Here is an 11,916-nt window from a genome sequence, read left to right on the forward strand (position 1 = left end):
GGCTGAGGTCTGGAGCCTGCAAATTTTTTTTTGCGGCCGGGTTCGCACCCAATGCCCAGAGCGGCAGGAGGATTAAACCGATTAAAAGGGGCCGCCGAGCGAAAGAGAATACTTTTTTTTGAATCAAGGTTGTGTAGTTCGGGAGCTGGTAGTACTTTTGTGCCACCAAAGAAGGAAACGCCCTTCCAAGGTGCAAAGTACGATTCTGTAGCTCAGCTGGTAGAGCAGTACACTTTTAATGTACGGGTCCTGGGTTCGAATCCCAGCGGGATCACAGCAAAGCGCCCCATTCTGGAAACAGGATGGGGCGCTTTCGTTTTCGGTCGGTCCAGTTGCAGCAAGTCCCGAACGCGTAGCTCCAATCCAACAACAAGGCAAACGAAAAAAGCCCTGCAGAAACTTTCGCTGCAGGGCTTCTTAATTACGGGAGCAACCGCGGCTACTTCAACAGTTCGTGTAGCACGGTTTGCATGGAGATGGTGCGGTTGCCGGCTTCCTGGATGATGAGCGAGCCGGGCGCGTCGAGCACGGCGTCGGACACTTCCACGTTGCGGCGCACGGGCAGGCAGTGCAGAAACTTGGCGTCGCTGGTCAGGGCCATGTGCTCGGGGGTGAGCATCCAGGCGGGGTCGTTTTGCAGCACCTGACCGTACTGGAGGTAGCTGCTCCAGTTTTTGGCTTGCACGTAATCGGCGCCTTCCAGCGCCTTGCGCTGGTCGTACTCGATGCGGGCGCCTTTGGTGAATTTGGGGTCCAGCTCGTAGCCCTCGGGGTGGGTGATGACAAAATCAACCCAATCGATTTCCGAGAACCAGTCGCAGAAGGAATTGGGCACGCACTGGGGCAGGGCGCGCACGTGTGGCGCCCAGGTGAGTACCACTTTCACGCGATTCTTCTGCTTGGTCTCGGCCACGGTGATGAGGTCGGCGAACGACTGCAGCGGGTGCAGGGTGGCGCTTTCGAGGCTGATGACGGGCACGGTGGCGTACTGCAGAATCTTGTTGAACACGACTTCGCCGTAGTCCTCGGCCTTGTCCTTGAGGCTGGGGAAGGTGCGCACGCCCAGCACGTCGCAGTATTGGCTCATCACCGCAATGGCGTCCTTGATGTGCTCTTGGGTGCCGCCGTTCATCACCGCGCCGTCGGCCATTTCCAGCGTCCAGGAGTCGGCGCCGGCATTTAGCACCCAAGCTTGCGCGCCCAAGTTGTAGGCCGCTTTCACCGAGCTGAGGCGGGTACGCAGGCTGGGGTTGAAGAAGATGAGGCCGACGGTTTTATTGCGCCCGACGTGCTGGTAGCCGTAGGGGTTGGCCTTGATTTCCAGGGCTTGCTTGAGGAGGGCGTGGTAGTCGCCGGCATCGGCGAAGGAGGTGAATTTTTTCATAAATTGTGCAATGATTTATAAACAGGGCATTAGGCGCGAGTAAAGAGAGATACTATCCTACTTATTTCCGACGCTTGAATACTCTCCGTTATATAGGCGAGCTACGCTGTCGATAACGCACCGGTCATTCTCTTTTTTCGTGTAAAGTATAAAGCTGGATTTTTCATCTCCGGGCAATGCTACCGGCAATTCATAAATGCCGTCGCGGGTTTTTGCATTCGATGCTCGATAGGCGCGTAGCTTATCAATATCCGACGTTGCGTAAAGCTCCATCATCCAGAATACTTCATCCGCCTCGAATCCTTCTGGCTCCCCATCTTCCATTTTGGCGGCATCCAGTGCTTTGCCACGTTTTAGAAGAGATGCACGCTTTTCCTGCAAATAACTTTTTGAAAAGTAGCCAGACTTTCCAAGCATTGCCAAATAGCTTTCGACGCTGCGCCAATCCATTTGATAATACTTCGTTGAGCTTCTCTGCTCTGGCGCTATGCGTGCTGCTAAAGCTGAATCGGTTTCTGGAGTGATGGGTATTTTGAATTGCACACTTGACCCTTCAGGGTGTGGCTTCTCATAATCTACAAGGTTCAGATACCAGCGCAGAAATCCTTTCATGCGTTCTCCACAAGCATCCAAATGTGTTGTAGCCGGTGTAGCAGCAACTACAGAATCTTTGGTAACTGCTTGTTCTCCTGCGTTAGCCACTGCTTGCTGCGAGGACTTGTCCGAATCGCAGGCAATCAAGCTAATGCCGAATAGAGCCGCCATAAATGAATTGGCAAACCGCGTTGAATTAAGCATTGAATTCTAATTACAGAGAAACAAAAAGAACGTCATGCTAAACGGCATCGAAGCGGTAGAGATGCTTCGACTGCGCTCAGCATGACGTTCTTCTCCGTTTGCTCGGGCTACTTACATCGCCTTATATTCGTTCCAGCTCTTAATCTTCAAGTCCTTCATCTCCAAGGTGCAGAAGGCCTTGATAAACGCTTTGGCCAGACGGGCATTGGTCAGCAGCGGAACCCCAAAATCGATAGCCGTGCGACGGATTTTGTAGTCGTTATCCAACTCGCCTTTCGACAAGTTTTTCGGTATGTTGATGACCAGGTCGATTTTCTTTTCTTTCAAATACGTCAGCACATTGGGCTCCTGCATTTCATCGGGCCAGTAGAGCAGGCTGCTAGGAATGCCGTTTTCGGCGAAAAAGCGGTGCGTGCCTTGGGTGGCGAAAATGGTGTAGCCCTTTTTCACCAGCAGCTCGACTGCTGATAGCAGCGTTACTTTCGACTTGATGGGGCCGCCGGATATCAGCACCGATTTCTGCGGGATTTTGTAGCCCACGCTCAGCATCGATTTCAGCAGGGCTTCCTCGGCGGTGTCGCCTAGGCAGCCTACTTCGCCGGTGCTCACCATGTCGACGCGCATCACAGGGTCGGCGCCGGGCAGTCGAGTGAACGAGAACTGCGGCGCCTTCACGCCCACAAACGGCAGGTCGTAGACCCGCTCGCTTTCGTCGCGGGCCACTTTCTTGCCCAGCAGTACCTGGGTGGCCTTTTTGATGAGGTTGTTGCCCGACACTTTGGACACGAACGGGAAGCTGCGCGAGGCCCGGATATTGCACTCAATCACGCGAATGGCGCCGTTCTTTTCCAGAAACTGGATGTTGAACGGGCCGCTGATTTGGTAGCGCTTGGCCACCTTTTCGGCAATAATTTTGAGCTTGCGAATGGTGCCCACGTACACCCGCTGGGGCGGGTAGTACATGGTGGCGTCGCCGGAGTGCACGCCGGCAAACTCCACGTGCTCCGAGATGGCGTAGCTCACAATGTCGCCGTGGTCGGCCACGGCATCCAGCTCTATTTCCTTGGCTTCCTGAATGAATTCCGACACCACCACCGGGTATTCGGCGCTCACTTCCACGGCCGTTTGCAGGAAAGCTTCCAGCTCTTGCGGGTTCGACACCACGTTCATGGCCGCGCCCGACAGCACGTAGCTCGGACGGATGAGCACGGGGAAGCCCACTTCCTGCACAAACTCGTGCATGGCTTCGAGCGAGGTTAGCTCCTTCCAGCGAGGCTGCGCAATGCCCAACTCGTCCATGATGCTGGAGAACTTGTGGCGGTTTTCGGCCTCGTCGATGCGGGCCGGCGCGGTGCCCAGAATGGGCGCCTGCGCCTCGGCCAGACGGGTGGCGAGGTTGTTGGGAATCTGGCCGCCGGTGGAGAGAATCACGCCCTCCGGCTGCTCAAAGTCCAGGATGTCCATCACCCGCTCGAAGCTCAACTCCTCAAAATACAGCCGGTCCGACACGTCATAATCGGTCGAAACGGTTTCGGGGTTGTAGTTGATGATGATGGTTTTGTAGCCTTCCTCGGCGGCGGTTTGCACGGCGTTCACGCCGCACCAGTCAAACTCCACCGACGAGCCGATGCGGTACACGCCCGAGCCCAGCACCACGATGGATTTGTTGGTTTCCGGCGCCAGGTCGTTTTCGGTGCCGTGGTATGTGCTGTAGAGGTAGTTGGTTTTGGCCGGAAATTCAGCCGCCAGCGTGTCAATCTGCTTGATGACCGGCAGCACGCCCAGGGCCTTGCGGCGGGTACGCACGAGCAACTCGTCGGCCTTCACATCGCCTTCGCCCAGCAGCTTTACGGCAATTTGCTGGTCGGAGAAACCGGCTTTTTTAGCCTCGCGCAGCAGCTGGGTTTCCAGGCCGTCCACGCCGTTGCTGCGGCCAGCGGCCAGCTTCTTGCCTAGCTCAAAAATGGTGAGCAGGCGCTGCAAAAACCAGTGGTCGATTCTGGTCAGGTCGTGGACCTGCTGCAGCGTGTAGCCAGCCTCAAAGGCCAGGTTGATGGCGAAGATGCGCTCCTCGTTAGGCTCGCTCAGGAGCTTGTCAATCGTCGCGTTGTCCACGGTTTCGGGCTTGTTGGCCACGAAGCCGCGCTTGCCGGTGTCCAGCATCCGCAGGCCTTTCTGAATGGCTTCCTCGAAGGATTTGCCGATGGCCATCACCTCTCCCACGCTCTTCATGGCCGAGCCAATCTGCCGGTTCACGCCCTCGAATTTGCCGAGGTCCCAGCGCGGCAGCTTCACCACCACGTAGTCGAGCGCCGGCTCGAAAAAGGCCGAAGTCGTCTGCGTCACGCTGTTTTTCAGCTCCGACAACGAGTAGCCCAAACTCAGTTTGGCCGCCACGAAGGCCAGCGGGTAGCCCGTGGCCTTCGAGGCCAGCGCCGAGGAGCGTGACAGGCGCGCGTTCACCTCAATCACGCGGTAATCCTCGGAAACAGGGTCGAGGGCGTACTGAATGTTGCACTCGCCCACGATGCCCAGGTGGCGAATGGTCTTGATGCCGATGCTGCGCAGCTTGTGGTACTCGCGGTTGCTCAGCGTCTGCGACGGGGCCACCACGATGCTCTCCCCGGTGTGAATGCCGATGGGGTCGAAGTTCTCCATGTTGCAGACCGTGATGCAGTTATCGTACTGGTCGCGCACCACTTCGTACTCCACTTCCTTCCAGCCCTTCAAGGATTCTTCCACCAGAATCTGGTCGGACGTGGTGAAGGATTTCTGGGCCAGGGCCCGCAGCTCGTCCATGTTGTTGGCGAAGCCGCTGCCCAGGCCGCCCAGCGCAAACGCCGCCCGCACGATAATCGGGAAGCCGATTTTCTCGGCCGCCGCCAGGGCGTCTTCCATCGTCGTCACGGCCACGCTGCGGGCCGTGAGCACGCCAATCTGGTCGAGCTTGTCCTTGAAAATGTCCCGGTCCTCGGTGTCGATGATGCTCTGCACGGGCGTGCCCAGCACCTTTACGTTGTATTTCTCGAACACCCCGGCGCGGAACAGGGCCACGGCGCAGTTCAGCGCCGTTTGGCCGCCAAAGGCCACCAGAATGCCATCGGGCTGCTCTTTCTTGATGACTTCCTCCACGAAGAAGGGCGTCACGGGCAGGAAGTACACGTCGTCGGCAATGTTGTCCGACGTTTGCACGGTGGCGATGTTGGGGTTGATGAGGATGGTGCGAATGCCCTCCTCTTTCAGCGCCTTAAGGGCCTGGGAACCGGAGTAGTCGAACTCGCCGGCCTCGCCGATTTTCAGCGCGCCGGAACCAAGGATGAGGACTTTGTTGGGTTTGTTCATTTCGTATTGTGCTGGCGGGGCGTTGTTCCCCCGGCCTTACTCTTCACCAAGAGGAGAGCTGGATGTTAAATGCTAAAGCGGGACGTAAGCTAGAAAGCTAGTTTTCCGCCTTTCTCAAGGAAGAAAACTAGCTTTCCGGTCTAGTTTGCGGTGGCCTTATATTCTTCTACCGCTTTCAAAAAGTCATCAAATAGGTATTCGGTGTCTTCTGGTCCGCCAGCGGCTTCGGGGTGAAACTGGGTGGAGAAGAAGGGCTTGGTCTTGTGCTTGATGCCTTCACAAGTGCCGTCGTTCAAATTTTCAAAGAGCATTTCCCACTCGGCCGGCAGCGTGGCGGTGTCCACCGCGAAGCCGTGGTTTTGGCTGGTGATGAAGCTGCGCTTGGTGCCCGTGAGCAGCACCGGCTGGTTGTGGCTGCGGTGGCCGTATTTCAGCTTGAAGGTGTCGGCGCCGGCGGCCAGGCTCATGAGCTGGTTGCCGAGGCAAATGCCGAAGATGGGCTTGTCCTGCTGCAGGGCCGTTTGGAGGTGGCCGATGGTGGCCTCGCACATCTTGGGGTCGCCGGGGCCGTTGCTCAGAAACAGCCCGTCGTAGTCGATTTGGGTGAAATCGTAGTCCCAAGGCACCCGAATCAGCTCCACGTCGCGCTCCAAGAAGCAGCGGATGATGTTGGTTTTGGTGCCGCAGTCCACCAGCACGATTTTGTGCTGGCCGCTGCCGTAGTACTGCACCTCGGGCTGGCTCACCTGGGCCACGAGGTTGTCCTGGTTGGGGTCGTGCAGCGGAATGTCATCTTCGGCCACGATTTTGCCCAGCATGGCGCCTTTCTCGCGCAGCTTCTTGGTGAGCATGCGGGTATCGACGCCGAAAATGCCGGGAATGTTGTACTCGGCCAGCCAGTCGCCGAGGCTTTTGGCGGCGTTCCAGTGGCTGTGCTCCTCGGAGTAGTAATTAACCACGAGGCCGGCAATGTGAATCTTGTCCGACTCGAAAATCTTCGAAATCGACTCGTACAACTCCTCGCCGGGCACGCCGTAGTTGCCCACCATGGGGTAGGTGAGCACCAGAATCTGGCCGGCGAAGGACGGGTCGGTGAGGTTTTCGGGGTAGCCGGTCATGGCCGTGCTGAACACCACTTCGCCCGCGGCGGAGGTAAATGCGCCGAAGGAGGAACCTTGAATTTCGGTGCCGTCTTCGAGGACTAGTTTGACCAATTTCGTGTTTTCCACTGTGTTGTTGTAGTTAAAGACGGATTGACGGCGGCCTGTTTCAGCCGTTTTCTATTCGTGAAATTTTACTACCCGCACGCTGTCACCGCGAAATAGAACCTGCATGGTAGCCGATGAGTCTGCCCCAATTTTGTAGTTCATCACCAGCAGGGAGTCGCCGTTCGACTTCTCCCAGTAAACCGAGTCCGGCGTAGCCAAGGCCTTAACAACCTGTTGCCGCGTCATGCCTTCTTTCACTCGATTTACGCGTTGGTACACCTGGTAGACCTGGGCAAAATATTTTATGTAAAGCCCGTACCCGATGGACAAGAAGCAGCACACGATGATGACAATGGTTGAGGCTTTCATCGGCCTGGGGTCAAAGCAAATTCAACATGGAGCCACAAAGATGCGTCTCCGCCGCAGATGATTTAGTCGAGTGCCGAGGCTTGAGGGATGGCTTCCACCATTTTCTCCGTCAGCGCATACAGCGCTTCCAGAAACCGGTCGACCTCAGCTTTGGTAATATTCAGGGGCGGCAGCAGGCGAAGTACCGTTGGGTCAGACGCATTGCCCACAAAAATATGGTGCTCCGAGAGAAGTTTGTCGCGCACGTCTTTGATGGGAAAGTCGTACTTGATGCCCACCATCAGGCCGCGGCCGCGGATTTCTTCGGCGCCCGCGTTGGCTGCTAGCTCCTGGCGCAGGTACTGGCCCAGCTCGGCGGCATGGGCTACCAGGGCTTCTGCCTCGATGACTTCCAGCACGGCCAGCGCGGCGGCGCAAGCCAGGTGGTTGCCGCCAAAAGTGGTGCCCAGCAGGCCATAGGTGGCTTTCAGATGGGGCGCAATCAGGATGCCGCCGATGGGGAAGCCGTTGCCCATGCCCTTAGCCACGGAAATGATGTCGGGCCGGATGCCGGCGTGCTGGTGCGCGAAAAATTTGCCACTGCGGCCGTAGCCGCTCTGCACCTCGTCGGCGATGAGCAACACGTTGTGCGCGCCGCACAGCAGCGACAACCCCTGCAAAAACTCGTCGGAAGGCATGATGATGCCGCCCACGCCCTGAATGGGCTCAATAATCACCGCGCACACATCGCCGCCGTGCAGGATTTCGGCCACCGCCTTCAGGTCGTAATCGACGAAGCTGATGGCATGGTTGGCGTTAAAAGGAGCAACAATTTTCGGATTATCGGTGGCCGCCACCGCGCCGGAGGTGCGCCCGTGAAACGCGCCTTTGAACGCCACCACGCGGGTTTTGCCGGTGTGGAAGGAGGCCAGCTTCAGCGCGTTCTCGTTGGCCTCGGCCCCCGAGTTGCACAGAAACAGCGCGTAGTCGTCGTAGCCCGACACCTGCCCCAGCTTGTGCGCCAGCTGCGTCTGAATCGGAATCTGCACCGAGTTGGAGTAGAAGCCGATGTTTTGCAGCTGCTCGGTGAGGCGCTGCACGTAGTGCGGGTGGCTGTGGCCGATGGAAATAACGGCGTGGCCGCCGTAGAAATCAAGATATTCCTGGCCTTGGTCGTCCCACAGCTTCGCGCCCAACGCCTTCACGGGCGTGATGTTGACGAGGGGATAAACGTTGAAAAGCTCCATCATGGCTGCATTTAAAACTGATGTTTACTACTTGAGAGGTACGTGGTGGATACCTTTAAAAATCTCTAATACTATGGCTTGATTACTTGCAGAAAGGTTCTTTCCAAGCATGCTCAAGCCAGCAGCGTTTTCACAGTCTGTAATAGCTATATAAGTAATGCCAATTCCTGTTTTTACAGGAGTTACGATGAGCGCACCCATGCCATGAATAGAATCGGCTCTGACAACGTGCCGCACTTCACCTGTATCAAAATGCCGGTAATCTCCTCTGTCTATTCGTTTCTTAAGACGAGCAACAGTAGCTTTCAAGCTGCAAGTCGTGTTATTAGCGGGCTTAATGTATTCGCTATCAAATTCAAGCTTTACTAAATCGTCCTTTAATGTGACGATGCCTTTCGCTTCAACATCGCTGGCTTCTCCAAAAGAATTTATTTTTGCTCCTGCAGGTGCAGTGAACGCCCACTTTCTATCCAAAACGTATTTGACCCACTTGGTTTTATCTATTGGGTCATGTGCTTTAGTAATCCAAGCGGTAGCAGCACAAACCGCCAGAAGTACTAAATAAAAGTGATAGCGCTTCATCCTTTTATGGATTAAAGTTTAAAAGAACGAAGCTTTACTCTTCAACCCCGTCGTTTCCGGTAGCCCGAAAATCAAATTCATATTCTGCACAGCTTGGCCCGACGCACCTTTCACCAGGTTATCAATCACCGAGGTAATCAATAATTGCTTGCCTTGTTTCTGTACATGTAGCAGGCATTTGTTGGTGTTCACCACCTGCTTGAGGTGAATTTCCTTATCCGAAACCGTGGTGAATGGCGCGTCGGCGTAAAACTGCCGGTACAGCGCCCGCGCCTCGTCCTGCGTCAAATCCGACGGCGTGTAAACGCTGGCGAAAATGCCCCGCGAGAAATTGCCGCGGTAAGGGATGAAGTGAATCTCGGCTTCCGACTGCGGCTGCAGCTGCGCCAGGCTCTCGCCGATTTCGCCGAGGTGCTGGTGCGTGAAGGGCTTGTAGATGGACACATTGTTGGTGCGCCACGAGAAATGCACCGTTTCCGCCAGGCTCTGGCCCGCGCCGGTGCTGCCGGTAATGGCCGAGACGTGGATGTCGTCGGTGAGCTTGCCGGCCTGGGCTAGTGGCAGCAGCGCCAGCTGGATGGCCGTGGCGAAGCAGCCCGGGTTGGCAATGCTCTGGGCTTGCTGAATGCGGCTTTTGTTCAGCTCCGGCAGGCCATATACGAACTCGCGGCCTTCAAACTCGGCATCTGCATTCAGGCGGAAATCGTTGCTCAAGTCGATGATGTGCGTGGTTTCGGGCAGGGCGTTTTTGTGCAGCCATGCTTTGGAGTTGCCGTGCCCGAGGCACAAAAACACCACGTCCTCGTCGCCGGCCAATTCAGAGGCAAAAACCAGTTCGGTTTCGCCCACCAGGTCGTCGTGCACCTGGTACACCGGGTTGCCCGCGTTCGAGGAGCTGACGATGCCGCCCAGTTCCACGAACTCGTGGTGCAGCAAAATGCGGATGAGCTCGCCAGCCGTGTAGCCGGCGCCGCCCACAATGCCGGCCTTAATTTTCATCGTGCAGGCTGGCGCTAATTTTCAGCTGGTTGCCGAAAATCTTGATGAAACCCTTTGCGTCGCGCGAATCCCAGGCGTTGTTTTCCTCGCCGTAGGTGGCCACTTTCGACTGCATCATGTCGTATTTCGACTCTACCCCGAGCAGGTCAAATTGGTAGGGCTTGAGCTGCACGAACACCTTGCCCGACACGTGCTTCTGCGACGATGCAAGGAAGGCTTCCATGTCGCGCATCACCGGGTCGAGGTACTGCGCTTCGTGCAGCAGCGTGCCGTACCAGTTGGCGATGTAATCCTTGTGCAGCAGTTGCCAGCGGGTGCTGGTGTGCTTCTCCAGCAGGTGGTGCGCTTTGATGAGGATGAGCGGCGCGGGCGCCTCAAAGCCCACGCGGCCCTTGATGCCCAGAATGGTATCGCCCACGTGAATGTCGCGGCCCACGGCGAAGGCCGCGCCCAACTCGTTCAGCTTCTGAATCAGGGCCACCGGCTCCAGCGTTTCGCCGTTCAGCGCCACGGGCTCGCCCTTTTCAAAGGTGATTTCCACGCGCTCCGAATCCTGGCGCTGCAGCTGCGACGGATAAGCACTTTCCGGCAGGGCCTCGTGCGAGGTAAGCGTTTCGACGCCGCCCACGCTGGTGCCCCAGATGCCTTTATTAATGGAGTATTTCGCCTTTTCCCAACTCATCTCGAAGCCCTGTTTTTGCAGGTACTCAATTTCGGCTTGGCGCGACAGTTTCAGGTCGCGGATGGGCGTCAGGATTTCCGTTTTGGGCGCAATCACCGCAAACGCCACGTCGAAACGCACTTGGTCATTGCCGGCGCCGGTGCTGCCGTGCACGATGTAGTCGGCCTCGTTGGCGCGGGCATACTCGGCAATGGCCAGCGACTGGAACATGCGCTCGGCGCTCACACTCAGCGGGTAAGTATCATTCTTCAACACGTTGCCAAACAGCAGGTAGCGCAGGCAGTCCTGGTAGAAGCGCGTGGTTACGTCAATTACCTCGTGCTTCACCGAGCCCAGCTCGTAGGCGCGCTTCTCGATGGCGGCCAGCTCCTCGGCCGTGAAACCGCCCGAGTTGACGATGACGGTGTGCACTTCCAAATCAAGCTCGCGCGACAGATACACGGCGCAAAACGAGGTGTCGAGGCCGCCGCTATAGGCGAGAATGGCTTTTTTCTTCATGTTTACTGTGCAGAATCGGTTTCAGAAAGAGTAGGAGCAGGGTCGGTGCCGATGGGCAGCGGGGGCGTGAGGTGGCTGGCGAAATCGGGAACCTGCAGTTGCACAAGCGGCTTGTCGGCCGCATCGTAGAGCATGCCGGTACAGAGGCACATCTTGCGCTCGTTCTCCATCAGAATGCCGTAGTTTTTGCAGCTTTTGCAGCCTTTCCAAAAGTCTTCGCTGCTCGTGAGCTCCGAGAAGGTCACGGGCTCGTAGCCCAGGTCGGTGTTGATTTTCATCACGGCCAAGCTGGTCGTGATGCCGAAAATCTTGGCCTGCGGGTATTTGGTGCGCGACAGCTCAAAAACTGCCTGCTTGATGGCCCGGCCCACGCCGCCCTTGCGAATCTCGGCGTTCACAATCAGGCCCGAGTTGACCACAAACGTCTTGTCGTCAAAGGTTTCGATGTAGCAGAAGCCGGCCAGCTCGTCGTCGACGAAGGCGATGATGGCGTCGCCGCTTTCCATCTTTTTGGCCACGTAGGCCGGCTCGCGCTTGGCGATGCCCGTGCCGCGCGTCTTCGCCGACTCGATGTACCACTGGCATAATAATTCAGCGTACTGTGCGTCCGCTGGCGTTGCAACCCGAATTGTCATTGATTGAGGAAATACTTAGGGATAGATACGCGGCTGTCCGGAAACCCGCTGTATACGGGAAACTCCTGTTAAAGCCCAAACCTGTCTGTAAGTGTGAGCGGATACTAGCCCGGCTCAAAAGGGCTGGCCAAGGGGCCAACATGCGGCTGTTGAAGCCGCTAGGGTCGTCGAACCAATGCGCAAGCGGTTTCGC

At 56.8% G+C, this 11,916-nt stretch carries 10 protein-coding genes and 1 tRNA gene; 1 reads left to right on the plus strand and 10 read right to left on the minus strand.

The features are described 5' to 3' along the window. Positions 1-201: 201 nt before the first annotated feature. Positions 202-274, plus strand: a tRNA-Lys gene (locus tag IC234_RS07370). A 165-nt stretch (positions 275-439) separates the two neighbouring features. Here the strand turns inward: IC234_RS07370 and IC234_RS07375 are convergent. The 10 genes from IC234_RS07375 to IC234_RS07420 all read right to left on the minus strand — a co-directional run bounded on the left by IC234_RS07375 (position 440) and on the right by IC234_RS07420 (position 11,723). Next, the gene (locus IC234_RS07375) at positions 440-1,384 is read right to left on the minus strand and encodes a Rossmann-fold NAD(P)-binding domain-containing protein (RefSeq protein WP_190923202.1); all 945 of its coding nucleotides are present in this window, start codon (positions 1,382-1,384) and stop codon (positions 440-442) included. Between the two features lie 57 nt (positions 1,385-1,441). Continuing rightward, entirely contained in the window at positions 1,442-2,182 is a 741-nt protein-coding gene (locus tag IC234_RS07380; RefSeq protein WP_190923203.1) for a hypothetical protein, read from the minus strand. Positions 2,183-2,293: 111 nt separating this feature from the next. Beyond that, positions 2,294-5,524 (minus strand): carbamoyl-phosphate synthase (glutamine-hydrolyzing) large subunit, encoded by a 3,231-nt coding sequence (carB, locus tag IC234_RS07385; protein ID WP_190923204.1) that lies wholly within the window; start codon positions 5,522-5,524, stop codon positions 2,294-2,296. Positions 5,525-5,664: 140 nt separating this feature from the next. Further along, positions 5,665-6,753 carry a glutamine-hydrolyzing carbamoyl-phosphate synthase small subunit gene (carA, locus tag IC234_RS07390; RefSeq protein ID WP_190923205.1) on the minus strand — a complete coding sequence of 363 codons (1,089 nt, stop codon included), beginning with the start codon at positions 6,751-6,753 and terminating at the stop codon, positions 5,665-5,667. Positions 6,754-6,804: 51 nt separating this feature from the next. Continuing rightward, the gene (locus IC234_RS07395; protein WP_190923206.1) at positions 6,805-7,101 is read right to left on the minus strand and encodes a hypothetical protein; all 297 of its coding nucleotides are present in this window, start codon (positions 7,099-7,101) and stop codon (positions 6,805-6,807) included. Positions 7,102-7,163: 62 nt separating this feature from the next. Then, complete coding sequence (locus IC234_RS07400) at positions 7,164-8,327, minus strand: aspartate aminotransferase family protein (protein WP_190923438.1); 1,164 nt, start codon at positions 8,325-8,327, stop codon at positions 7,164-7,166. A 27-nt stretch (positions 8,328-8,354) separates the two neighbouring features. Continuing rightward, complete coding sequence (locus tag IC234_RS07405; protein WP_190923207.1) at positions 8,355-8,909, minus strand: hypothetical protein; 555 nt, start codon at positions 8,907-8,909, stop codon at positions 8,355-8,357. An 18-nt stretch (positions 8,910-8,927) separates the two neighbouring features. After that, entirely contained in the window at positions 8,928-9,908 is a 981-nt protein-coding gene (gene argC, locus IC234_RS07410) for an N-acetyl-gamma-glutamyl-phosphate reductase (RefSeq protein ID WP_190923208.1), read from the minus strand. Next, positions 9,898-11,088 carry an argininosuccinate synthase gene (argG, locus tag IC234_RS07415; RefSeq protein ID WP_190923209.1) on the minus strand — a complete coding sequence of 397 codons (1,191 nt, stop codon included), beginning with the start codon at positions 11,086-11,088 and terminating at the stop codon, positions 9,898-9,900. The genes argC and argG overlap by 11 nt, the downstream gene beginning before the upstream one ends. A 2-nt stretch (positions 11,089-11,090) precedes the next feature. After that, the gene (locus IC234_RS07420; protein WP_190923210.1) at positions 11,091-11,723 is read right to left on the minus strand and encodes a GNAT family N-acetyltransferase; all 633 of its coding nucleotides are present in this window, start codon (positions 11,721-11,723) and stop codon (positions 11,091-11,093) included. Positions 11,724-11,916: the final 193 nt, after the last annotated feature.

Origin of the sequence: Hymenobacter armeniacus, assembly GCF_014699055.1 — a bacterium.
Taxonomy (GTDB): domain Bacteria; phylum Bacteroidota; class Bacteroidia; order Cytophagales; family Hymenobacteraceae; genus Hymenobacter; species Hymenobacter armeniacus.

Excerpts from the sequence above, each read along its gene's own strand:
- IC234_RS07375 (WP_190923202.1), bottom strand. The coding sequence starts at position 1,384 with ATGAAAAAATTCACCTCCTTCGCCGATGCCGGCGACTACCACGCCCTC.
- IC234_RS07380 (WP_190923203.1), bottom strand. The coding sequence starts at position 2,182 with ATGCTTAATTCAACGCGGTTTGCCAATTCATTTATGGCGGCTCTATTC.
- carB (WP_190923204.1), bottom strand. The coding sequence starts at position 5,524 with ATGAACAAACCCAACAAAGTCCTCATCCTTGGTTCCGGCGCGCTGAAA.
- IC234_RS07395 (WP_190923206.1), bottom strand. The coding sequence starts at position 7,101 with ATGAAAGCCTCAACCATTGTCATCATCGTGTGCTGCTTCTTGTCCATC.
- IC234_RS07400 (WP_190923438.1), bottom strand. The coding sequence starts at position 8,327 with ATGGAGCTTTTCAACGTTTATCCCCTCGTCAACATCACGCCCGTGAAG.
- IC234_RS07405 (WP_190923207.1), bottom strand. The coding sequence starts at position 8,909 with ATGAAGCGCTATCACTTTTATTTAGTACTTCTGGCGGTTTGTGCTGCT.
- argC (WP_190923208.1), bottom strand. The coding sequence starts at position 9,908 with ATGAAAATTAAGGCCGGCATTGTGGGCGGCGCCGGCTACACGGCTGGC.
- argG (WP_190923209.1), bottom strand. The coding sequence starts at position 11,088 with ATGAAGAAAAAAGCCATTCTCGCCTATAGCGGCGGCCTCGACACCTCG.
- IC234_RS07420 (WP_190923210.1), bottom strand. The coding sequence starts at position 11,723 with ATGACAATTCGGGTTGCAACGCCAGCGGACGCACAGTACGCTGAATTA.